The sequence below is a fragment of the Streptomyces luteogriseus genome, assembly GCF_014205055.1.
Lineage (GTDB): Bacteria > Actinomycetota > Actinomycetes > Streptomycetales > Streptomycetaceae > Streptomyces > Streptomyces luteogriseus.
This window is the reverse complement of record NZ_JACHMS010000001.1, coordinates 5,698,675-5,720,945: the sequence shown is the minus strand read 5'-3', so window position 1 is coordinate 5,720,945 and position 22,271 is coordinate 5,698,675. Positions and strand designations below refer to the sequence as shown.

The following is a 22,271-nucleotide window of genomic DNA, read 5'->3' as shown; positions in this document are numbered from 1 at the left end:
TGGAGGAGAGCCGCATGTACGTCGGTATCGATGTGGGCACGTCCATGGTCAAGGCGGCGGCCTTCGACGCCACGGGCCGTGAACTCGCCGTGGCGTCCCGCCCGGTGGAGCTCTCCCTGCACGGCGGGGTCGTCGAGCAGGACATGGAGGAGGTGTACGGGGCGGTCGTCGCCGTGCTCGGGGAGGTCACCGGGCGGGTCCCGGAGCCGGTCGAGCTGGCCGGGCTGACCGGGCAGGGCGACGGGGTGTGGCTGGTCGACGGCGAGGGCCGGCCGGTGCGCCCCGCCGCCTCCTGGATGGACGGCCGGGCGCACGGGCTGGTCGACCGGTGGCTGGCGGACGGCACGTTCGAGACGGTGTTCCGGCGCACGGGCAGCGCGATGTTCCCGGGCTGCCCGGGCCCGCTGCTGGCGTGGCTGGACCGGCACGAGCCGAAGGCGCTGGATGCCGCGAAGGCCGCCCTGTACTGCAAGGACATGGTGTTCCACCGGCTGACGGGGGCCGGTCCGGCGACGGATGTGTCGGACGCGTCGATGCCGTTCCTGGACCCGCGGACCAGGACGTACGACAACCGGGTCGTCGAGCTGCTGGGGCTGGCGCACCGCCGGGGTCTGCTCGCCCCGGTCAGCGACCCGGTCGCGACGGCCGAGGCGCGGGGTGAGGGCCTGCCGTCCGGGACCCGGATCGCGAACGGGCCCTACGATCTGCCGGCCTGCGCGCTGGGCGCCGGGGTGACGTCCCCGGGGGACGGTCTGCTGATCGTCGGCACCTGTCTGGCCAGCCTGGTCGCCACGACCGAGCTCGATCTGAGCGGCGAACCGGCCGGTCTGTACATCTCCACCGACCGGCCCGGGCACTGGCTGCGCGCCATGCCCGCGATGGTCGGCACGGCGGCGCTGGACTGGGTGCTGTCGACGACCGGCGTGCGGCACGACGAGGTGGACGGCCTGCTGGCCGGAACGCCGCCGGGCGCGCACGGCGTGCGGGTGCTGCCGTACTTCGCGCCCTCCGGCGAACGCGCCCCCTTCGTGGAACCCCGTCTGCGGGCCGAGCTCACCGGCGTCTCCCTGGAGTCGACCCGGGGCGATCTGGTCCGCGCCACCTGCGAGGGCATCGGGTACGCGGCCCGGCACTGCCTGGAGGCGGCGGGCCTCACCGGGAGTCTGGCCGTCTGCGGCGGCGGCACCCGCAGCTCCGCCTGGATGCGGCTGCTGGCCGATGTGCTCGGGCGGCCGCTGCGGGTCGTGGAGGGCGAGGTCGGCGCCCGGGGGGCGGTCCTGGCGGCTGCCGAGCGGTACGGGGTCGGGCTGGACGCGCCGGCGTGGACGAAACCGACGGCGGTCGTCGAGCCGGACCCGGGCCGGGCCGCGTTCTACACCAAGGGCTACGCGGAGCACCTGGACCGGCTAGGGCAGGCCCGGGACCGGGCCCGCACGTGAACGTGCCTTCGACAAAGGGGAGTTGCATGCAGCTCGGACGGAGATCCCTCCTGCTCGCGGCGGCCGCGGGAACCGCCACGGCCGGAACGGCCGCACCCGCGGGGGCCGAACCACACAAGGGCGGCGGCCCGGTCGTCATCGGCCATCGCGGCGCGGCCGGCTGGCGCCCCGAGCACACGGCGCCCTCGTACACGTACGCCGTCCAGACCGGGGCCGACTGGATCGAACCGGATCTGGTGCCGACGAAGGACCACGTGCTGGTGGTGCGGCACGAGAACGAGATCTCCCAGACGACCGACGTGGCCCGCCGCCCGGAGTTCGCGGACCGCCGTACGACGAAGACGGTCGACGGGCGGGCCGTCACCGGCTGGTTCACGGAGGACTTCACGCTGGCCGAGCTGAAGACGCTGCGGGCGGTGGAGCGGCTGCCCGCGGTCCGCAACCGCAACACCGTCTTCGACGGGCGCGCCGAGGTCATGACCTTCCAGGAGGTCGTGGACCTGGCGCGGCGTCTGTCGCGGGAGCACGGCCGGACCATCGCGGTCTTCCCGGAGACCAAGCACCCGACGTACTTCCGCTCGATCGGCCTGCCGCTGGAGCCGAAGCTCACGGCCGTGATCCGCCGCAACCGGCTCGGCCGCCGCGAGTGCGTCGTGCAGTCCTTCGAGCCGACGAGTCTGAAGCGGATCGCGGCGGAGCGGCTGGGGGTGCCGCTGTGGCAGGCGCTGGGCACGACCGGTGGGCCGTACGACCTGGTCGCGGCCGGTGATCCGACGACGTACAAGGACATGATGAGCCCGGCGGGGCTGGCGCGGATCGCCGCGTACGCGGACTGGATCGGCCCGGACAAGGTCTCGCTCGTCGGCACGTCGCTCGTCGCGGACGCGCACGCGGCGGGGCTGCGGATCGGGCCGTACACCTTCCGCGCGGAGAACCAGTTCCTGCCGGAGCGGTTCCGGCGCGGGAGCGGAGCGAACGATTTCGGGGACGCGTTCGCGGAATACGCGCTGTACTACCGCATGGGAGTCGATGCGGTCGTCACCGACTTCCCGGACTTGGCGGTGATCGCGAGGAGGAGCTGATGACGGTGAGCCGGGCGTGCCGGACCTGCGGCACCATGCAGGAGTTCCGGATGTTCAACGCCGCCGAGCGGGCGGCCGTCCGGGCGGAGAAGGGGGCCGGGCACTTCGTGGACGACTACTGGCGCTGCACCGCGGCCGGCTGCCGGTGGTACCAGCGCTATCTCAACCGGGCCGAGGACGGGCTGCTCCCGGAGGAGCTCAGGATCCAGCCCGCCCCCGCCGGGTGAGGCCTACAGGTTGGAGAAGTCCGGGCCCTTGGTGCGGGTGCGCTTGATCTCGTAGAAGCCGGGGACCGAGGCCACGGCGAGGGTGCCGTCCCACAGGCGGCCGGCCTCCTCGCCCTGCGGGGCCGGGGTGACGACCGGGCCGAAGAAGGCGATCTGCTCGCCGTCGGGGCCGGGCACGGCGATGACCGGCGTGCCGACGTCCTGGCCGACCTTGTCGATGCCCTCCTGGTGGGAGGCGCGCAGCTCCGGCTCGTAGGGGGTGGCGTCCCAGTGCTCCATGAGGGACTCCGGCAGGCCGACGTCCTTCAGGGCGGCGGCGACCGTCTCCTTGCCCGGCCCCTCGCCCTGGTTGTGGATGCGGGTGCCGAGCGCGGTGTAGAAGTCGCCGAGAACCTCGGGACCCTTTTCCTGCTGCGCGGCTATGACGACCCGGACGGGGCCCCATGCCTTGGTCTCCAGCAGCTCGCGGTATTCCTCGGGCAGCTCGTCCAGCCGGTTCTCGTTCAGGACCGCGAGGCTCATGACATGCCAGCGCACCTCGATGTCCCTGACCTTCTCCACCTCCAGCACCCAGCGGGAGGTCATCCAGGCCCAGGGGCACAGCGGGTCGAACCAGAAGTCGACGGGGGTCTTGTCCGACATGTCTCTCCTCAGCAGGAAACCGTTTCTCCGGCAACGCCGGTACGCGCTCCCGTCATTCCCGGCTGCCCGCGTCAGGGGCACGTGGCAGGATCGGTCCTGTTCAGCCGTACCCCACGACACTTGAGGAGTGCCGCCCGTGCCCGGTGAGAATCTGTCCCGCGACGAGGCCCGGGAGAGGGCCGCCCTGCTGAGCGTCGACGGGTACGAGGTGTCCCTCGACCTGCGGTCCGCGGTCGGTGAGGACCCGGGGGACGGGCCCCGCACGTTCCGCTCCGTCACGACGGTCCGCTTCCGCTGCAACGAGCCCGGGGCGAGCAGCTTCGCGGACCTGATCGCCCCGAGTGTGACGGCCGTCTCACTCAACGGCCGTGATCTGGACCCCGGAGAGGTGTTCGACGGCTGCCGGATCACGCTGGAGGACCTGGCCGCGGACAACGAGCTGGTGGTCGACGCCCAGTGCGCCTACTCCCGCACCGGCGAGGGCATGCACCGCTTCGTCGACCCCGAGGACGGCGAGGTGTACCTGTACACCCAGTACGAGCCGGCCGACTCGCGCCGGGTCTTCGCGAACTTCGAGCAGCCCGACCTGAAGGCCCCGTACCGCTTCGAGGTGCGGGCACCCGAGGGCTGGACGGTGTGGAGCAACGGCGCCGGCGAGCAGGCCGACGGGGTGTGGCGGTTCGCCGAGACCAAGCCGATCTCGACGTACATCACGTGTGTGGTGGCGGGCCCGTACCACTACGTGACGGACTCCTACTCGCGTACGTTCGCGGACGGCACGACGCTGGAGATCCCGCTCGGCGCCCTGTGCCGCAAGGGTCTCGCGCCCTACTTCGACGCCGACGACGTGTTCCTGGTGACCAAGCAGGGCCTGGACTTCTTCCACGACCACTTCGACTTCCCGTACCCGTTCGGGAAGTACGACCAGGCGTTCGTGCCCGAGTACAACCTGGGCGCGATGGAGAACCCGGGCCTGGTGACGTTCCGGGAGGAGTTCATCTTCCGCGGGAAGGTGACGCAGGCGTCCTACGAGGGCCGGGCCAACGTCGTCCTGCACGAGATGGCGCACATGTGGTTCGGCGACCTGGTCACCATGGAGTGGTGGGACGACCTGTGGCTGAAGGAGTCCTTCGCGGACTTCATGGGCGAGTTCGCCCTGGTCGGCGCGACCCGCTTCGTCAACGGCTGGATCACCTTCGCCAACCGTCGCAAGGCCTGGGCCTACCGCGCGGACCAGCTGCCCTCCACGCACCCGATCACGGCGGACATCCGCGACCTCCAGGACGCCAAGCTCAACTTCGACGGCATCACGTACGCCAAGGGCGCGTCGGTGCTGAAGCAGCTCGTGGCGTACGTGGGCGAGGAGGCGTTCCTGGAGGGCGCCCGGCGCTACTTCAAGCGGAACGCCTACGGCAACACGCGCCTCGGTGACCTGCTGTCGGTGCTGGAGGAGACCAGCGGCCGGGACATGAGCGCCTGGTCGCGGTCCTGGCTCCAGACGGCCGGGGTGAACTCGCTGACGCCGCAGGTGCTGCTGGACGCGGACGGCCGTATCGAGGAGCTGGCGGTGGTGCAGGAGGCCGCCGAGTCCTACCCCGAACTGCGTCCGCACCGGGTGGCGGTGGGCCTGTACCGGGTGACGGACGGCGGTGCGCTGGAGCGGTACGCGCGCGTGGAGACCGACGTCGACGGCGCCCGCACGGTCGTCGCGGAACTGGCCGGAGCCGAGGCTCCGGACCTGGTCCTGGTCAACGACGACGACCTGACCTACTGCAAGATCCGCTTCGACGCGACGTCGCTGGCGACCCTGCGCGAGCACCTGGGCGCGATCACCGACCCGCTGGCGCGCGCGCTGTGCTGGTCGGCGCTGTGGAACATGACGCGTGACGCGCTGCTCCCGGCCCGGGACTTCGTGGACCTGGTGCTGCGCTTCGGCGGGCGCGAGTCCGAGATCGGCGTCGTGCAGATGCTGCACGCCTGGGCGGAGTCGGCGGTCACGCACTACACGGCTCCCGCCCGCCGCGAGACGGCCGCGCGGCTGCTCGCCGAAGGTGCCCGGCGCGAGCTGTACGCGGCCGGGCCGGGCAGCGAGCACCAGCTCGCCTGGGCGCGCTTCTTCGCCCGGACGGCCGCCGCCGAGGCCGACTTCGAGCTGCTGCGGGACCTGCTCGCGGGCACGGCGGCGGTCGAGGGCCTCGACCTCGACCAGGAGCTGCGCTGGGTGTTCCTGGAGCCGCTGGCGGCGCACGGGTTCGTCGACGAGAAGGCGCTTGCGGAGGAGCTGACCCGGGACGACACGGCCTCCGGCAAGCGCCACCAGGTGCGCTGTCTGGCCGCCCGCCCGTCCGAGGCGGTCAAGGCGCAGGCGTGGGCGCAGGTCGTGGAGTCGGACGCGCTGTCCAACGCCATGGTCGAGGCGACCATCGCGGGCTTCTCCCAGGGCTCGCAGCGGGAGCTGATCGCGCCGTACGCCGGGAAGTACTTCGCGGCGATCGAGCGGGTGTGGGCCGAGCGGTCGATCCAGATCGGCATGCACGTGGTGCAGGGCCTGTTCCCGTCGCTCCAGCAGTCGAAGGAGACGCTGGACGCCACGGACGCCTGGCTGGACGCCCACAAGGAGGCGGCCCCGGCGCTGCGCCGGCTGGTGCTGGAGTCCCGTGACGACCTGGCACGGGCGTTGCGTGGACAGGCGTGCGACGAGGCCTCCGACCAGTAGCTTTGGCCTGAGATCCGGGCGTTCCGCCTTCGTTACGAGATGAGTGCCGCGTGAGCCGTAACCCCTGGTCCGCACCTGAACGGACCAGGGGCTTTCGGTATCCGAACACTCGTCCTTTAGTGCTGGGTTGTCTGCATTTGTCGACGGACCTGTAACAGCGGTTCAAGGAGGGCCGGAGCGCGGGAAATTGCGGGTCATGACCCACAACGCCCCGCTCTCCCCCCGCCCCCTGCACGACCTGTCCGGCGGTGGCCGCCCCCGTGTGATGACGGCGGCCCAGCTCCGCTCGCACGGCGTCTCCACGGCCGAGACGAACGAGCAGTGCCGTGCGGGCGGCCCCTGGCAGCAGCTTCTGCCGGGCGTCGTCCTGCTCCACCCGGGCCCGCCGACCAGCGAGGAGCGGCTGCACGCGGTGCTGATGTACGCGGCGCGGGAGCGCGGCACCGGGGTGCCCGCCCAGCCCGGCGCGGGCCGGCCGCACGCCCCCGCCCATCCCGAGGTGATGATCACGGGCCTGGCCGCGCTGACGCTGCACGGTTTCTCCTCCACTCCCCCGCTGCCGTCCATGGACGCCATCGACGTCCTGGTCCCGCGGCTGCGGCGGCTGCGCTCCACGGGCTGCGCGCGCATCGTCCGCACGCCCGCCATGCCCGCCCCCGAGCAGGTCACGGGGGTGCCGGTGGCGCCGGTCGCCCGCGCGCTGGCCGACGCGGTGGCCGAACTCGCGGACGCCGGCATCGTCCGCCGGCTGCTGACGGAGGCGGTCCGCGCCGGTCACTGCGACCCGACGGCGGTGGTCCGCGAGCTGAACCAGGCCCGGCTGCTGAGCCGCCCCCATGTAGTGGACGCGGTGGAGTCCCTGCTCGCCGAGGGCCGGGCACGAGCGGAGGACCGCCTGTACCGGATGGTCCACGAGTACGGTCTGCCCGACCCCGTCTGGAACGTCGACCTGCGCCTGCCCGGCGGCCCCTACCTCGGTGGCCTCGACGCGTACTGGCCCGACCACGCGGTGGCGGTGGAACTCGACACCCGGGCGCCCCGGCCGGACGACGACGCCCTGTGGTCCGAGTACGCCCGCAAGCGCGAGCACCTGGAGCGGCTCGGCATCACGGTCGTCCACATCACACCGCGCAAGCTCCGCGACTCCCCGGAACAGCAGGCGACGGTGATCCGCACGGCCCTGATGGCCGCGGCAGACCGCGAACCGGCGGCGTACGTCGCCGTGCTGCCCCGTTAGTGACGGACGGGGGGCAGGACCAGGAGGGGAGAGGAGGGGGCCGCCGGGGGCATCGGCGGCCCTTCACCTCGTGAGTGGTCTACTTGCCGCAGAACTCCGCCTCGATGATCGCGTCGGTGCTTCCCGACCAGTCGCCGTTGAAGTTGACGGCGAGGGAGTGCCTGCCGTTCCCGGTGGTCACCGCGTCCGAGTTCGAGCCGTGGATCCCCCCGTCGTGGCCCCAGACGTGGACGCCGCAGTTGAGCTTGCGGTCGACGAGCCCCAGGCCGTAGCGGCTGGTTTCGCGGCTGGAGGGGACCGTGGTCTTCATCTTCTTCAGCTGCTCCGGCGGGAGCAGCCTGCCGCCGAGCAGGGCCGAGTAGAAGCGGGTCAGGTCGGCCGAGCTGGAGACCATCTGGCCGGAGCCGTAGGCCAGGCGCGGGTTCAGTTCCGTGACGTCGTACGTCGGGCCCGCATCCGTCCTGGCCAGCTTGGAGTAGGCGCGGCTGCCGGGCCGGGGCAGGGTGACCCGGGTGGTGGGGACCGACGTGGAGGTCAGGTGCAGGGGGGCGATGATCCGGCGGTCGACCTCGTCGCCGTACTCGTTGCCGGTGGCCTTCTCGATCACCCGCGCGGCCAGGACGTAGTTGGTGTTGGAGTACGCGAACGACGCGCCGGGCTCGAAGGACGGCCGGTTCTTCATCGCGATGGCGAGCAGTTCCTCGGGGGCCGCCTCGTCGAAGCGGTGCTTCATGAAGCCGTCCGGGGTCATGTAGGTCTGCTGGAAGCCCGGGTCCTTCAGGTAGTCGAAGACGCCGCTGGTGTGGTTCAGGAGCTGCCGGATCGTGATGCGGCTGCCGTCGTGGCCGTTGCCCCGGACCAGGCCCGGAAGCCACGTGTCCACCGTGTCGTCGAGCGACAGCCGTCCCTCCGCCTCCAGTTGGAGGACGACCGTGGCGACGAACGTCTTGGTGATGCTGGCGATGCGGTAGTGGTCCCGGGCCGAACGCGGCTTGCCCGTCTCCAGGTTGCCGACGCCGGCTGTGGCCGCCCAGGTGCCGTGGCCCCGCCGGACCGTCACTGTCACGCCCGGGACGCCGTCGGCGACCGCGGCCCGCACGGCCCGCTTCGTCGCGTCATGGCCGCCGGGTGCGGCGGCCGGGCCCGCCGCCGTCGCCGGAACCGCGAGGGCCGCCGACAGTGCCATGGCCGTCGCCGCCGTCAGGGCCGTGCGCGCACGTCTGTTCATGTCCCCGTTTCCCCCTGTCACGTCATATCGAGTTGTGTCGGGAGAGGGGACCCCGAGGGGCCCGGCCGGGGTTGACCGGCGCCGGGCGGTTGAGAGGGTTTCAGCCTTTCTTGAGCACCAGTTCGGTGTTGCGGTCCTTCGGGTCGCCGCCGAGGGTCGTGCTCGCTCCGGGGGCGTTGAGGGACAGCTCGCGGTAGAGCGCCGCGAGGCCGGTCTGGGAGAGGTCGGAGAAGTCCGTGCGGTGCGGGGCCGAGGACTCCACGAGCGTCGTGAACAGGGAGATCGTGCCGTCCTTGTTGTCGGCCAGCTCGATGACCCGGGCCAGCTGCGGGAAGTCGACGTGGGAGGCGGTGGAGATCTCCCAGAAGGAGCCGCCGCTCGCCATGGCATGCGGGGTGACGACGTTCTTGTGGATGTGGCCGTTGACCCAGGCGAGCACCCTGGGGTGGCCGCCGAGCAGGGCGAGGACCTCCTGGCCGTCGTGGCGGCGCTCGTTCGGCCTCGCCGGGTCGCTGCGCAGGTTCGTCATCGTCTTGCTGGTGTGATGGCTGAAGATCACCGCGTAGGAGTCCTTGTTGTCCCGCAGCGTCCTGTCGAGCCACTTCAGCTGGGCGGTGCCGATGGACCCCTCGTAGTGGCCGCCGGAGTCGGTGGTGTCCAGGCTGATGCCGATGACGTCGTCGGAGATGCGGAAGGCGTAGTACTGGGTGCCCGCGTCCAGGTTGGCGGAGGAGTAGCCGTGACCGGCCGGGCCGACGCCGCGGTGGGCCGGGTCCAGGTGCGCTTGGAGGTACTCGGCCGGGGTGAAGGGCGCGCGGCGCTCGTCGGGGGTGACCGAACGCATGGAGCGGGCATGGGACTTGAGGAAGTCGTGGTAGCGGACGCCCTGGGGGTCGCGGGCCTTCTTGATCTGCGCCTGGAGCTGCCGCGCCTCGGTCGCGGTCACGTTCATCAGCTTCTTGCCGCCGACGGCCAGTTCGGTGAGGTGGGAGTCGCCGTGCGAGGCGTAGCAGCCCATCGGCAGCGTGTCGTGGTTGCCGACCGTCGAGTACCAGGGCAGGTTGAGACCGGGGCTGCGGACCTCCCGGATGGCGGCCTTCAGGAAGCCGTCCAGGTGCGGGAAGCCCGCCTGCTTGTCGCTGTCGCGGACGGCGGCGTCGGGCTGCCAGTACTGCTTGAGGCCGCTGTTCTGGACGCCCTCGTACCGGCGCGGGTCACCGGAGTTGGGCGTGATGCGCCCGCCGCTCATGATCTTCAGGAACCAGTCCAGCTCCGACTTGGCGTTGTTGTCCGTGTTGTCACCGGTGGTCATGGCGAAGTGCAGCGGGGCGCCGGTGACGGGGGCGCCGCGCAGCGCGTTGATCCGCTCCACGAGCGCGATCGCGCCCTGCACGGTCAGCGCCTCGTGCGGCCGCCAGGCGTGGATGTCGGCCGAGCGCAGGTACTCCAGGCGCAGCGGGTGCTGGGCGTCGATGATGTGCAGGTCGGTGAGCTGGACGAACGCGGCCAGCGCGGTACGGCGCCCGGCGCGGCCGGACTTGGGCGCTGCCAGCTCGGAGCGGACGACCCGCTGCCAGCCGGGCCCGTCGCCCAGGCGCCGGTAGCCGGAGCCGGAGCCGGTGCCGCCGCGCGGGGCGGCGGCGGACGCCACGGTGGTGCCCTTGGTGTACGGGGCCAGAGGTGCGGCCGGTGCCCGGCGCGAGGACGCGGCCACGGCGGTGGCGCTCTCCCCGGCGGTGGCGGCCTGGCTGTCACTGGGCCGCAGGGCGTAGCCGACGCCCCCGGAGAGGGCGACCGCGCCGGTGGCGGCGAGGACGGAACGACGGTGGATACCCTGGCCGGAGCCGGCGACTGAGCGTGTGCGCGACATGCGCTTCTCTCCCCGAGTGCGAACGCGTCGGCAGTGGTCGCGGGGCGTTCACGACGTGAACACCCCGCTCGTACTCGATCGTTGGCACCGGGTATGACCTGTGCGTGAACGAGGCGGCAACGGGCAGCGCCGATCACCGAACGTGGATCTTGGACTACCCTGCGCGTCGTCACCCGCTCCGGACACGGCCCGGATCCGGTCACGCGGCGTTCATCTTCCGGGGTACCGCACCTGGAACCGGCGTACGGCCGGCCCTACTCCAGGGCGTCGGCCAGCCGTCCGGTGGCCGGGCGTTCGCGCCACATCCGCAGCGCGATGTCGACCATCGAGATCCGCACCAGCCCGGGGACCGCGTCCAGGTCGTGCCAGGCGGCGAGGTCCGTGGAGCCGTTCACCTCGTTGCGGAGTTCGCCGCCGACGATCCGGGCCTCGTAGACGAACCGGACGCCGTGATGGTCGACGGGGGGCCCGAAGCCGTTGCGGAAGACGCGGTGGGCGGAGTCCACGCCGAGCAGCCCGGTCACCTCGATGCGGTACCCGGTCTCCTCCTCCACCTCCCGCCGGACCGTGTCGTAGGGATCCTCGCCGTGCTCCATGCCGCCGCCCGGCAGCACCCACTCGGGCGTGCCGTCCCGGGCGGGCGAGCGGGCGAGGAGGATCTGTCCGTCCCGGACGCATATGGCGTAGGCCGCCACCCTCAACTTCTGTCGCACTCCGGGACGTTAACCGATTTCTTCGCCACCTTCGGGACTGATGCTCACAAATCGCATCGCGGGTTTTCCCCATACATCCATCTCGTTTCGGTCAACCCTCCCCAAAGAAGTTCCCCTTGCGTAAGGCTGTGCGATCGTCCGGGCTTGCCGTTCGGACCGTGTGCGACCAGGGCCGATCAGGCCCCGGTCGCTTCCCGCTCGTTCCTTTACCTACAAGGGATGCCGATGACCCCTCCCACCCCGCGCGATCAGATATCGGGCCCGAGACGTGTGGCCCGCATCGCCGTGGCCGCCGGTCTCGTGGCCGCGCTCTCCGCGGCCGGGCCGATCCCGATGGCCTTCTCCGCCGACGGGCCGGGTTCGGACGCCCCGGCCGACCCGAGCGTCAAGTCCGCGCACGCCAAGCTCGGTTCGGACGACGCGGACCTGCTCGCGGAGGCCAAGGCCGACGGCGACAAGACCGTCACGATGATGATCGCCACCGCGCCCGGGAAGACCGAGCAGGTCGCCGGGCAGCTCGACGCGGTCAAGGGCGGCTCGGTGGGCCGGTCCGACGACAAGCTGGGCTACGTCCGCGCCACCGTCCCGACGGCCAAGGCGGACTCGGCGATCGCCGCCGCCGCGAAGCTCTCCTCCGTGCACGGCATCGACCTGCGCGAGGAGATCCCGCTGGACGACCCGACGCCGAGCGCGGACACCGCGAAGGGCGCGAAGGCCGCCAAGGGCACCTACCCCGGCCCGGGGAAGAAGACCCCGGCGGAGAACCCGTACAACCCGTCCTTCGAGACGGGCGCGGTCGACTTCGTCGAGGACCACCCGAAGGCGGACGGCCGCGGTGTCACCATCGGCATCCTGGACTCCGGCGTGGACCTCGGCCACCCGGCGCTGCAGAAGACGACGACCGGTGAGCGGAAGATCGTCGACTGGGTGACGGCGACCGACCCGATCATCGACAACGACAACACCTGGCGCCCGATGGTCACGGCCGTGTCCGGCCCGGCCTTCACCTACCAGGGCCAGTCGTTCAAGGCGCCGGCGGGCTCGTACGCCGTCAGCCTCTTCAAGGAGTCGTACACCGCCGCCGGCGACGCCAAGGGCGACGCCAACCGCGACGGCGACACCACCGATGTCTGGGGCGTGCTGTACGACGTCAAGACCGGCACGGTCCGGGTCGACCTGAACAACAACAACGACTTCGGCGACGACGCCCCGATGAAGCCGTACAAGGACGGCCACCAGGTCGGGTACTTCGGCACCGACGACCCGGCCACCGACATCGCCGAGCGGCAGCCGTTCGTCGTGGAGATCCGCAAGGACGTCCCGATGGACCCGCTGGGCGGCTCCTGGGTCGGCAAGAAGTCGGACTTCGTGAACATCGGCGTCATCGAGTCCGAGCACGGCACGCACGTCGCCGGCATCACCGCCGCCAACGGCCTGTTCGGCGGGAAGATGAACGGCGCCGCCCCCGGCGCCAAGCTGGTCTCCTCGCGGGCCTGCACCTGGTCCGGCGGTTGCACCAACGTCGCGCTCACCGAGGGCATGATCGACCTCGTCACCAAGCGCGGTGTCGACATCGTCAACATGTCCATCGGCGGCCTGCCTGCGCTGAACGACGGCAACAACGCGCGCAGCGAGCTGTACACGCGCCTCATCGACACCTACGGCGTCCAGCTGGTGATCTCCGCGGGCAACTCCGGCCCCGGCGCCAACACCATCGGCGACCCGGCCCTGGCCGACAAGGTCATCTCGGTCGGCGCGTCCGTCTCCAAGGAGACCTGGGCCGCCAACTACGGCTCGGTCGTGGAGAAGAAGTACGCGATGATGCCGTTCTCCTCGCGCGGCCCGCGTGAGGACGGCGGCTTCACGCCGACCCTGGTCGCTCCGGGTGCGGCGATCAACACCACGCAGACCTGGCTGCCGGGCGGCCCGGTCGCCGAGGCGGGCTACACCCTGCCGGCCGGCTACTCGATGCTCCAGGGCACCTCGATGGCCTCCCCGCAGGCCACGGGCGCCGCGGCGCTGCTGGTGTCGGCCGCCAAGCAGAAGAAGATCGACCTCACGCCGGCGACCCTGCGCACGGCCCTCACCTCGACCGCCGACCACATCAAGGGTGTGCAGGCGTACGAGGAGGGCGCGGGCCTGATGAACATCCCCGACGCCTGGGACGCGATCCGCGACGACGCCAGCGCGCACACCTACACGGTCAAGGCGCCGGTCGACACCGCGATCGACCAGTTCCTGAAGACCCCGGGCTTCGGCACCGGCCTCTACGACCGTGAGGGCGGCCTGAAGGCCGGGCAGAAGAAGACGTACGAGATCACCCTGACCCGTACGTCCGGCGCCGACAAGGCGATCCGGCACGAGCTGCACTTCGAGAACAACGCGGGCGGCACGTTCCGCATCGTCGGCTCCGACGAGGTGAAGCTGCCGCTGAACCAGCCGGTGACCGTCAAGGTCCAGGCCGCGTCGAAGTCCGCCGGCATCAAGAGCGCGATCCTCGAGGTCGACGACCCGAAGACCGAGGGCATCGACCGGCAGGTCCTCAGCACGGTCGTGGTCTCCACGCCGCTGAAGTTCACGACCTCCGCGAAGAGCACGGTGCAGCGCAACAGCTCGCACCACTACTTCGTCACCGTCCCCGAGGGCGCGAAGACCCTCGAGGTCGCGATGAGCGGGCTGAAGGACAAGAGCCAGACGCGGTTCATCGCCATCCACCCGTACGGTGTGCCGTCGGACCCGACGTCGACGATCAACTGCTACCCGAACTACGACAACCCGGCCAACACCTGCCGCCCGGACGTGCGTTCCTACGCCGACCCGCAGGCCGGTGTCTGGGAGATCGAGGTCGAGTCGCGCCGTACGTCGCCGCTGCTGGACAACCCGTACAAGCTGGACGTCGCCGTGCTCGGCGCGGCCTTCGACCCGGAGACCGTGACCGTGCCCGAGGCGAAGGTCGGCACCCCGGCCGCCGCCTCCTGGAAGGTGACGAACGGCTTCGCCGCGCTCGACGGCAAGCTGGCCGGCGGCCCGCTCGGCTCCGCCAAGGTGGCCCGCCCCTCGATCAAGCAGGGCGAGACCCAGACCACCACGGTCGAGGTGCCCGCGGGCGCCAAGTCGCTGGACGTCGCCATCGGCGGTGTCTCGGACAACGCCGCGGACCTGGACCTCGCCGTGTACGACGCGTCGGGCACGCAGGTCGGCAGCTCCGCCGACGGCGACTCGGAGGAGTCGGTCTCCATCCCCTCCCCGGCCGCCGGGAAGTACTCGATCGAGGTCGTCGGCTACTCGGTGCCGGCCGGCACCACGGAGTACGACTACCAGGACGTGTTCTTCTCCCCCTCCCTCGGCAGCGTCACCGTCGACGGGTCGGCCCCGGTGAAGCTCGGCACGGGCGACTCCGCCACGGTCTCGGGCAGCGTCACCGCCGCGGCGGCCGCTCCCGAGGGGCGTGAGTTCTTCGGCCAGGTCCAGCTGGTCAACGCGCGCGGCACGGTCGCGGGCGTGGGCAGCGTGAAGATCGACAAGGTTCTGCCTTAGCGGTATCGCGGTAACGGTGGGGCGGGCGTCCGTGAGGGCGCCCGCCCCTCCCGCTTCTACGGGCAGGGGAAGGTACGCGAAGCGGGCAGCGCGTCGGTGATCCACGCCCGTTCGCGGGCGATCTCCTTCTCCCCGGTCGCCCATGTGTCCGGGTGGGCCTGCTCGCCGGAGATACCGACGAGCATGTGTTCACCGGCTCGGAGCGAGGGAACGGCGCCGGTCTCCAGGGGGAAGGTGATCCGCGCCCGTCCCTTGTCCGGCTTGTAGTAGCGCGTCACGTCCAGGGTGATCCGGTCCCGGCCGGTACCGGGAACGGTCTCGACCTTTGCGACGGTGCCCTCGACGACGATCCGGGCGCAGGCGAGATACCCGGCGTTGCTGAGCTTGGCGTCCTCGTCGGCGTGCTCCCGCCCGGCGGAACGGTCGGCGGCGGACGACGCGCCCTGGTCGCCCCCGGCGCTCATGCCGCCGCTCTGGACGACGAGCCAGCCCATACCGATCACGAGACCGGCACCGACGGCCGCGACGAGGCCCTTCAGGGCCATGCCCCGGGGCTTGCGACGGTCGCGGGGCGCGGACAGCGGGGTCACGGAGGCGCCGCCTCCTGCCCCCGGTCCGGGCTCGGGGTCCTGCTCAGGGACCGGTTCGGAAACCCGTTCGGGCCCGGCGAGTGCCTGCCCGATGAGGTCCAGCTGCTCGCGCAGCAACACCACGTCGGCGGTCGCGGAGCGGTACCCGGCCATGAAGGCGTCGTCCGCGAGGGCCTCGTCCCCGGGCGCCTCGCCGGTGATCACCGCCATCAGCGCTGCCTCGTCGTGCCCGTCCCCGTAGTGCCCGTCCTTGTCGTGCCCGGCGGTCACGTCACACCACCTCGTCCTCGTGCAGGCGGGCGCGCAGGGCCCGTACCGCCGTGTGCAGCCGGCTCTTGACCGTGCCCTCCGGGACGCCCAGCTGCTCGGCGATGGACCGGACCGGCAGGTCGGCGTAGAAGCGCAGGACGACGACCTGCCGCTGGGCGTCGGGCAGCTCGTCCAGGCCCTGGGCGACGGCGACGGACAGCACGCTGCTGTCCTCGCCGGAGGGGTGCTCCGCCGGCTGGCGCAGGGCGGCCAGCCGCTCCCCGAGCCGCTCCTGGCGGCGCTTGGCCCGGTGCCAGTCCATGGCGAGGTTGGAGGCGACGACCGCCGCCCACGCCGAGACGTCCCGCGGCGCCTCCCGGCCGCCGGCGGCCCGCTCCAGCAGCCGCAGGCGGACCTGCTGCACCCCGTCCGGCAGGTCCGCCTGCGGCACCCCGCCGAGCGCGAGCACCGCCCGCACCCGGCGTTCCTGTGCCGCGTCCAGCGGATCGGCCTCGCCCGCCGGGTCGCCGCCGGCCGCCGCGTGCGCCTCCCGGCCGCGCCGTGGCCTTCCGCGCAACAGCACAAGCCACCCCCCTCACGTCGTTTCTCCTACGACGCCGGCACGCCCCGGAACGTTCGCTCACCGCGCGGCGAGTTCCGCCGGACCGGCAGAGGCATACATCACACTTCCGTGTGGCCGAGACCGACAGGGGCAGGCGAGCTTGCGGCGCACGACCCCTGGCGGACGAATTCCTCCAGCTCAGCGGGGTCGACACCGCAGGTCCGCAACCATGGAGCGGGACAGGCCGTCCCACTCTTCGGGCAGTCCGGGGAAAGAAGTGGACAGGCGGGCCGTGGTCGGCCGCATGATGGAAAAGCCTCGGCCAAGCAACGAGTACGTGAAGAGACGCAGGAGAGGGAGTCACCGTGAGGGTCGGAATCGTCGGAGCCACCGGACAGGTGGGCACGGTCATGCGCAGGATCCTCAAGGAGCGGAACTTCCCGGTCACCGAGCTGCGCCTGTTCGCCTCGGCCCGCTCCGCCGGGTCGCAGCTGGACGGCGTGACGGTGGAGGACGCAGCGACCGCGGACTACACCGGCCTGGACATCGTCCTGTTCTCCGCGGGCGGTGCCACGTCCAAGGCGCTGGCCGAGAAGGTCGCCTCCCAGGGCGCCGTCGTGATCGACAACTCCTCCGCGTGGCGCAAGCACCCGGAGGTCCCCCTGGTCGTCTCCGAGGTCAACCCGCACGCGATCAAGGACCGCCCCAAGGGCATCATCGCGAACCCGAACTGCACGACCATGGCCGCGATGCCGGTCCTGCGTCCGCTGCACGACGAGGCGGGCCTGGAAGCCCTGGTCGTCGCCACGTACCAGGCGGTCTCCGGCTCGGGCCTCGCCGGCGTCGCCGAGCTGCACGGCCAGACGCAGAAGGTCGTCGCCGACGCCGAGAAGCTCACCCATGACGGTGAAGCGGTCGACTTCCCCGAGCCGGGCGTCTACAAGCGCCCCATCGCCTTCAACGTGCTGCCCTTCGCGGGCAACCTCGTCGACGACGGCCTGAACGAGACCGACGAGGAGCAGAAGCTCCGCAACGAGTCCCGCAAGATCCTGGAGATCCCCGGGCTGAAGGTCTCCGGCACCTGCGTGCGCGTCCCGGTCTTCTCCGGCCACTCCCTCCAGGTCAACGCCCGCTTCGCCCGGCCGATCAGCCCCGAGCGCGCGACGGAGCTGCTGGCGGACGCCCCGGGCGTCGTCGTCACCGACATCCCCACCCCCCTCCAGGCCGCCGGCAAGGACCCGTCCTACGTCGGCCGCATCCGCCGCGACGAGACGGTGGACAACGGCCTGGCCCTCTTCGTCTCCAACGACAACCTCCGCAAGGGCGCGGCCCTGAACGCGATCCAGATCGCGGAGCTGGTGGCGGCGGAGCTGAAGGGCTAGTCCCCGCCCCCCTCAGCCCTGCGCACCTCGTAGAGGAAGCAGCCGTACTCGACGGCCCGGACGTGGACCAGTGCCACGGCCGGGTCGTCGAACGCTTCCAGGAGGGCCTGCCGGAACGCACCCGGTTCCTCGACCAGCCGGCCGCCCAGGATCCGTCCCTCGGCCGAGTAGCGGCGGACCGTGCGGTGGGAGCCGGTGAAGGGGAGGGCGTCACCGGCCGGGCCCGCGCACTCGTCGGCGTGGATGAAGACCGGGCCCTGTTCGTCGTAGGCACCGGGGGTGGCGCCCGTTTCCGAGGCCCAGCGGCGGAGCGGGGCGTAGGACACCAGTGCGAGACGTTCCCCCGGCTCGCTGTGACGCAGGCAGCAGCGCAGTGGGCTGCCGCCCTCGGTGTCGGTGAAGCCGTCGGTCGGCCGCCCCGCGTCGTCCGTCGTGCGCAGTTCCTTCAGGGCCCGCGGGGCGATGGGGCGTGCGGCGTACGTGGTCGTCGTCATGCTCATCAGCCTCGCTCGCGCGAGGCCGGGTCACCGGCGGGATCCGGACGTCGCGTTCCCGCACCCGGCGCGGCCGGCAGGGTCAGTCCACCGCCCACGGCCAGCACGGCCACCGGGCCGTCCTCCGTCCGGCCGCCCGTGAACGCCCCCTGCGCGATGGCCGTGTTGAACACCCCCGCGAAGAGCGCGGACCCCGCCTCCCGGGCCCGGGGCGCCGCCGCCGACAGCAGGCTCTGGGCGGAGACCGAGACGCCCCCGTAGACCAGGCCCCACGCGGCGAGCAGGGCCGCGGAGACCGTCAGTGAACCCGCTGCCGGGATCAGCAGCAGCACCACCGTGCCGAGTCCGGCCGCGATGACCAGCAGCGCCCTGCGGGGGGAGGGGCTGACCCAGGTCGCCGCCGGGCGCGCGGGGATGCTGCTGTGCCGTCCCACGGCCGCGTACCACCGGCGCGAGGACGTGGCGTTCGTGCCGGTGGAGGGGGTGCCCGAATCGGCGCTCGGCCTGGTCTGGCACCGGGAGGGGGAGTCGGCGGCGGTGCGCGCGTTCGCCCGGGCCCTCACCTGCCGAGGGGTATCCCTAGGAGTCGCCGGGGTCGTCGCGTGACGCCGAGCCACCGTGGAAAGATGGCGCAACCCACCCATAACGAGGAGATGACCGCGTGCCTGGCACAAACCTGACCCGCGAAGAGGCGCAGCGGCGGGCGCAGCTGCTCGCCGTCGAGTCGTACGAGATCGAACTCGATCTCTCGGGCGCGCAGGAGGGCGGCACCTACCGGTCCGTGACCACGGTGCGCTTCGACGTGACGGCCGAGAACGGCGTGGAGTCGTTCATCGACCTGGTGGCGCCGGCGGTGCACGAGGTGACCCTGAACGGGGACTCCCTCGACCCGGCCGAGGTCTTCGCGGACTCCCGGATCGCCCTGCCCGGCCTGCTCCAGGGCCGCAACATCCTCCGGGTCGTCGCCGACTGCGCGTACACCAACACCGGCGAGGGCCTGCACCGGTTCGTCGACCCGGTCGACGACCAGGCCTACCTCTACACCCAGTTCGAGGTCCCGGACGCCCGCCGGGTGTTCGCGAGCTTCGAGCAGCCGGACCTCAAGGCGACCTTCCAGTTCACCGTGCGGGCGCCCGAGGGCTGGACGGTCATCTCCAACTCCCCCACTCCGGAACCCCAGGACAACGTCTGGGTCTTCGAGCCGACGCCGCGTATCTCCACGTACATCACGGCGCTGATCGTCGGCCCGTACCACTCGGTGCACAGCGTGTACGAGAAGGACGGCCGGTCCGTGCCGCTCGGCATCTACTGCCGGCCCTCCCTGGCCGAATACCTCGACTCGGACGCCATCTTCGAGGTGACCCGGCAGGGCTTCGACTGGTTCCAGGAGAAGTTCGACTACGCGTACCCGTTCGAGAAGTACGACCAGCTGTTCGTGCCGGAGTTCAACGCGGGCGCGATGGAGAACGCGGGCGCGGTGACCATCCGTGACCAGTACGTGTTCCGCTCGAAGGTGACGGACGCGGCGTACGAGACGCGCGCGGAGACCATCCTGCACGAGCTGGCCCACATGTGGTTCGGCGACCTCGTGACCATGGAGTGGTGGAACGACCTGTGGCTGAACGAGTCGTTCGCCACATACACCTCGATCGCCTGCCAGGCGGCGCACCCCGAGTCGCGGTGGCCGCAGTCCTGGACCACGTTCGCCAACTCCATGAAGACGTGGGCGTACCGGCAGGACCAGCTGCCGTCGACGCACCCGATCATGGCCGAGATCAACGACCTGGACGACGTGCTCGTCAACTTCGACGGCATCACGTACGCGAAGGGGGCTTCCGTACTGAAGCAGCTCGTCGCGTACGTCGGCGAGGACGAGTTCTTCAGCGGCGTGCAGGCGTACTTCAAGGCGCACGCGTACGGCAACACGCGTCTGTCCGATCTGCTGGGCGCCCTGGAAGAGACCTCGGGGCGTGATCTGAAGTCGTGGTCGAAGGCCTGGCTGGAGACGGCCGGCATCAACGTGCTGCGCCCGGAGATCGAGACGGACTCCGACGGCGTCGTCACGTCCTTCGCCATCCGCCAGGAGGCCCCGGCGCTGCCGGCCGGCGCCAAGGGTGAGCCGACGCTGCGCCCGCACCGGATCGCCGTCGGCCTGTACGACCTCGACGAGGCGAGCGGCAAGCTGGTCCGCCGGGAGCGCGTCGAGCTGGACGTGGACGGCGAGCTGACGGCCGTACCGCAGCTGGTCGGTCAGCACCGCCCGGCCGTGATCCTGCTCAACGACGACGACCTGTCGTACGCGAAGGTCCGCCTGGACGAGCAGTCGCTGGCGTTCGTCACGGAGCACCTCGGCGACTTCGAGTCCTCCCTGCCGCGCGCCCTGTGCTGGGCGTCGGCCTGGGACATGACGCGCGACGCCGAGCTGGCGGCCCGCGACTACCTGTCGCTGGTGCTGTCCGGCATCGGCAAGGAGTCGGACATCGGTGTGGTGCAGTCGCTCCAGCGGCAGGTGAAGCTGGCGATCGACCTGTACGCCGACCCGGCCGCCCGCGAGACCCTGCTGGCCCGCTGGACCGACGCGACGCTGGCGCACCTGCGGGCGGCGGCGCCGGGCAGCGACCACCAGCTGGCGTGGGCGAGGGCGTTCGCGGCTACGGCCCGCACGCCGGAGCAGCTCGATCTGCTGGACGCGCTGCTGGACGGTTCGCAGACGATCGAGGGCCTGGCCGTCGACACGGAGCTGCGGTGGGCGTTCGTGCAGCGGCTCGCGGCGGTCGGCCGGTTCGACGAGGCGGAGATCGCGGGCGAGTACGAGCGGGACCGCACGGCCGCGGGTGAGCGTCACGCGACCATGGCCCGGGCGGCCCGTCCGACGGCGGAGGCCAAGGCGGAGGCGTGGGAGTCGGTCGTCGACTCCGACAAGCTGCCGAACGCCGTGCAGGAGGCGGTCATCGGCGGCTTCGTCCAGACCGACCAGCGCGAGGTGCTCGCCCCGTACGCGGAGCGGTACTTCGAGGTGGTCAAGGACATCTGGGAGTCCCGCTCCCACGAGATGGCCCAGCAGATCGCCGTCGGCCTCTACCCGACCGTGCAGGTCTCCCAGGAGACCCTGGACCGTACGGACGCCTGGCTGACCTCCGCCGAGCCGACCGCGGCTCTGCGGCGCCTGGTCTCGGAGTCCCGCGCGGGCGTGGAGCGCGCCCTGCGGGCCCAGCGGGCGGACGCGGCGGCCTCCGGGGAGTAGTCCCGACGCTTCGCAACACCCCGAAGGGGCGTCCGGTCTGTGCCGGACGCCCCTTCGCCTGTCCCCCACCCGCCGCGGGCGCAGCCGCGCCTATCGCCGCACCGCCGCGTCCCGCACGTCCGTCGCCCCGGTGTGGACGTCCCTCCCGGTGACGCCGACGGTTCGCGACGGCCGGGTGACGAACTGCCCCGCCACCGTCGCCCCGAAGGCCAGCCCCATGCCGACCAGCTGGAGCGGCGTCAGCGCCTGCCCGAGCGCCGCCCAGCCGACGACGGCCGCGGTCAGCGGGGAGAGCGGCCCGAGGAAGGTGACCTGGGTGGCGGTCATGCGGCCGATGCCGCGGAACCACAGCCAGTACGCGAGGGCCGTGTTCGCGACGGCGAGGTACAGATAGCCGCCGACCGCCCGGCCGTCCAGCGCCGGCGGGGCGCCCTCGGCCAGGAAGGCGAGCGGCGCGATGAGCAGGCCGCCCGCGGTCAGCTGCCAGCCGGTCAGCGCCAGCGGCCCGACCCCCTCGGGGCGGCCCCAGCGCTGGGTGAGCACGGTGCCGGTCGACATGGACGCCGTGGAGGCGACGGCCGCCAGCAGACCGAGCGTGTCCAGCGCCCCGGCCGCCCGCAGCACGACGAGGCTGACGCCGAACGCGGCCACGGCCCCGGTCGCCAGCGTGCGCGCCGAGGGCCGCTGCCCGAGCAGCAGCGCCGAGAGGCCCGCCACGAACAGCGGCCCCGCGGAGCCGACGACCGCCGCCAGACCGCCGGGCAGCCGGTACGCGGAGAGGAACAGCAGCGGGAAGAAGGCGCCGATGTTCAGCGCGCCGAGCACCGCCGCCTTCCACCACCAGGCACCGCGCGGCAGCACCCGGGCGAGGGCGAGCAGCAGCAGGCCGGCGGGCAGGGCGCGCACCAGGGCGGTGAACAGGGGACGGTCGGGCGGGAGGAACTCGGTGGTGACGGCGTAGGTCGTGCCCCAGGAGACGGGCGCGAGGGCGGTGAGGGTGATGAGGGCCGGGCGGGAGAGGGCCATGGGGAGACACCCTTCGAAGTAGGTCAGCAGAAA

General features: G+C 71.8%; 17 protein-coding genes. 8 read left to right on the top strand and 9 right to left on the bottom strand.

Going from position 1 to position 22,271, the window contains the following annotated elements; genetic code table 11:
- Positions 1-14: 14 nt before the first annotated feature.
- From BJ965_RS25380 to BJ965_RS25370, 3 genes are read left to right on the top strand one after another with little or no spacing between them, the layout of a single operon-like run.
- A complete protein-coding gene (locus BJ965_RS25380; protein WP_184911089.1) occupies positions 15-1,439 on the top strand; it encodes an FGGY-family carbohydrate kinase in 1,425 nt (474 codons plus the stop codon).
- Positions 1,440-1,465: 26 nt separating this feature from the next.
- Positions 1,466-2,521 (top strand): glycerophosphodiester phosphodiesterase family protein, encoded by a 1,056-nt coding sequence (locus BJ965_RS25375; RefSeq protein ID WP_184911087.1) that lies wholly within the window; start codon positions 1,466-1,468, stop codon positions 2,519-2,521.
- Complete coding sequence (locus BJ965_RS25370) at positions 2,521-2,748, top strand: hypothetical protein (protein WP_142163933.1); 228 nt, start codon at positions 2,521-2,523, stop codon at positions 2,746-2,748. The genes BJ965_RS25375 and BJ965_RS25370 overlap by 1 nt, the downstream gene beginning before the upstream one ends.
- A gap of 3 nt (positions 2,749-2,751) precedes the next feature.
- Here the strand turns inward: BJ965_RS25370 and BJ965_RS25365 are convergent, their stop codons facing one another.
- Entirely contained in the window at positions 2,752-3,390 is a 639-nt protein-coding gene (locus BJ965_RS25365) for a mycothiol-dependent nitroreductase Rv2466c family protein (protein WP_184911085.1), read from the bottom strand.
- 136 nt (positions 3,391-3,526) lie between these two features.
- Here BJ965_RS25365 and pepN (BJ965_RS25360) point away from each other — a divergent pair, with 136 nt between their 5' ends.
- Together pepN (BJ965_RS25360) and BJ965_RS25355 are read left to right on the top strand one after the other, a co-directional pair.
- On the top strand, positions 3,527-6,106 hold the full coding sequence (gene pepN / locus BJ965_RS25360) for an aminopeptidase N (protein ID WP_184911083.1): 2,580 nt from the start codon (positions 3,527-3,529) through the stop codon (positions 6,104-6,106).
- A gap of 196 nt (positions 6,107-6,302) precedes the next feature.
- On the top strand, positions 6,303-7,343 hold the full coding sequence (locus tag BJ965_RS25355) for a hypothetical protein (RefSeq protein ID WP_184911081.1): 1,041 nt from the start codon (positions 6,303-6,305) through the stop codon (positions 7,341-7,343).
- Between the two features lie 79 nt (positions 7,344-7,422).
- Here BJ965_RS25355 and BJ965_RS25350 read toward each other — a convergent pair whose 3' ends face one another.
- From BJ965_RS25350 to BJ965_RS25340, 3 genes are all read right to left on the bottom strand, one after another.
- Positions 7,423-8,571: a serine hydrolase domain-containing protein gene (locus BJ965_RS25350; protein ID WP_184911079.1), complete on the bottom strand. Its 1,149-nt coding sequence runs from the start codon at positions 8,569-8,571 to the stop codon at positions 7,423-7,425.
- Positions 8,572-8,671: 100 nt separating this feature from the next.
- A complete protein-coding gene (locus BJ965_RS25345; RefSeq protein ID WP_184911077.1) occupies positions 8,672-10,441 on the bottom strand; it encodes a TIGR03767 family metallophosphoesterase in 1,770 nt (589 codons plus the stop codon).
- 254 nt (positions 10,442-10,695) lie between these two features.
- Entirely contained in the window at positions 10,696-11,154 is a 459-nt protein-coding gene (locus tag BJ965_RS25340) for an NUDIX hydrolase (protein WP_313667008.1), read from the bottom strand.
- A gap of 225 nt (positions 11,155-11,379) precedes the next feature.
- Between BJ965_RS25340 and BJ965_RS25335 the strand changes: the two genes are divergently transcribed.
- Positions 11,380-14,691 carry a S8 family serine peptidase gene (locus tag BJ965_RS25335; RefSeq protein WP_184911075.1) on the top strand — a complete coding sequence of 1,104 codons (3,312 nt, stop codon included), beginning with the start codon at positions 11,380-11,382 and terminating at the stop codon, positions 14,689-14,691.
- A 56-nt stretch (positions 14,692-14,747) separates the two neighbouring features.
- Here the strand turns inward: BJ965_RS25335 and BJ965_RS25330 are convergent, their stop codons facing one another.
- Both BJ965_RS25330 and BJ965_RS25325 read right to left on the bottom strand, forming a co-directional pair.
- Positions 14,748-15,551: a hypothetical protein gene (locus BJ965_RS25330; protein ID WP_184911073.1), complete on the bottom strand. Its 804-nt coding sequence runs from the start codon at positions 15,549-15,551 to the stop codon at positions 14,748-14,750.
- 1 nt (position 15,552) lies between these two features.
- Positions 15,553-16,110, bottom strand: a complete 558-nt coding sequence (locus BJ965_RS25325; RefSeq protein WP_184917522.1) for a sigma-70 family RNA polymerase sigma factor — start codon at positions 16,108-16,110, stop codon at positions 15,553-15,555.
- A gap of 347 nt (positions 16,111-16,457) precedes the next feature.
- Here BJ965_RS25325 and BJ965_RS25320 point away from each other — a divergent pair, with 347 nt between their 5' ends.
- The gene (locus tag BJ965_RS25320; protein WP_184911071.1) at positions 16,458-17,474 is read left to right on the top strand and encodes an aspartate-semialdehyde dehydrogenase; all 1,017 of its coding nucleotides are present in this window, start codon (positions 16,458-16,460) and stop codon (positions 17,472-17,474) included.
- Here the strand turns inward: BJ965_RS25320 and BJ965_RS25315 are convergent.
- Both BJ965_RS25315 and BJ965_RS40475 read right to left on the bottom strand, forming a co-directional pair.
- A complete protein-coding gene (locus tag BJ965_RS25315; RefSeq protein WP_246546025.1) occupies positions 17,471-17,968 on the bottom strand; it encodes a DUF1203 domain-containing protein in 498 nt (165 codons plus the stop codon). The two genes, BJ965_RS25320 and BJ965_RS25315, sit on opposite strands and share 4 nt — an antisense overlap.
- A 5-nt stretch (positions 17,969-17,973) precedes the next feature.
- Positions 17,974-18,531, bottom strand: a complete 558-nt coding sequence (locus BJ965_RS40475; RefSeq protein WP_184911060.1) for an MFS transporter — start codon at positions 18,529-18,531, stop codon at positions 17,974-17,976.
- 98 nt (positions 18,532-18,629) lie between these two features.
- Here BJ965_RS40475 and pepN (BJ965_RS25305) point away from each other — a divergent pair, with 98 nt between their 5' ends.
- A complete protein-coding gene (gene pepN, locus BJ965_RS25305; RefSeq protein WP_184911058.1) occupies positions 18,630-21,212 on the top strand; it encodes an aminopeptidase N in 2,583 nt (860 codons plus the stop codon).
- Positions 21,213-21,302: 90 nt separating this feature from the next.
- Here the strand turns inward: pepN (BJ965_RS25305) and BJ965_RS25300 are convergent, their stop codons facing one another.
- A complete protein-coding gene (locus BJ965_RS25300) occupies positions 21,303-22,238 on the bottom strand; it encodes an EamA family transporter (RefSeq protein ID WP_184911056.1) in 936 nt (311 codons plus the stop codon).
- Between the last annotated feature and the right edge of the window lie 33 nt (positions 22,239-22,271).

Excerpts from the sequence above, each read along its gene's own strand:
- BJ965_RS25350 (WP_184911079.1), bottom strand. The coding sequence starts at position 8,571 with ATGAACAGACGTGCGCGCACGGCCCTGACGGCGGCGACGGCCATGGCA.
- BJ965_RS25315 (WP_246546025.1), bottom strand. The coding sequence starts at position 17,968 with ATGACGACGACCACGTACGCCGCACGCCCCATCGCCCCGCGGGCCCTG.
- BJ965_RS25300 (WP_184911056.1), bottom strand. The coding sequence starts at position 22,238 with ATGGCCCTCTCCCGCCCGGCCCTCATCACCCTCACCGCCCTCGCGCCC.
- BJ965_RS25365 (WP_184911085.1), bottom strand. The coding sequence starts at position 3,390 with ATGTCGGACAAGACCCCCGTCGACTTCTGGTTCGACCCGCTGTGCCCC.
- BJ965_RS25370 (WP_142163933.1), top strand. The coding sequence starts at position 2,521 with ATGACGGTGAGCCGGGCGTGCCGGACCTGCGGCACCATGCAGGAGTTC.
- BJ965_RS25345 (WP_184911077.1), bottom strand. The coding sequence starts at position 10,441 with ATGTCGCGCACACGCTCAGTCGCCGGCTCCGGCCAGGGTATCCACCGT.
- BJ965_RS25355 (WP_184911081.1), top strand. The coding sequence starts at position 6,303 with ATGACCCACAACGCCCCGCTCTCCCCCCGCCCCCTGCACGACCTGTCC.
- BJ965_RS25375 (WP_184911087.1), top strand. The coding sequence starts at position 1,466 with ATGCAGCTCGGACGGAGATCCCTCCTGCTCGCGGCGGCCGCGGGAACC.
- BJ965_RS25380 (WP_184911089.1), top strand. The coding sequence starts at position 15 with ATGTACGTCGGTATCGATGTGGGCACGTCCATGGTCAAGGCGGCGGCC.
- BJ965_RS25335 (WP_184911075.1), top strand. The coding sequence starts at position 11,380 with ATGACCCCTCCCACCCCGCGCGATCAGATATCGGGCCCGAGACGTGTG.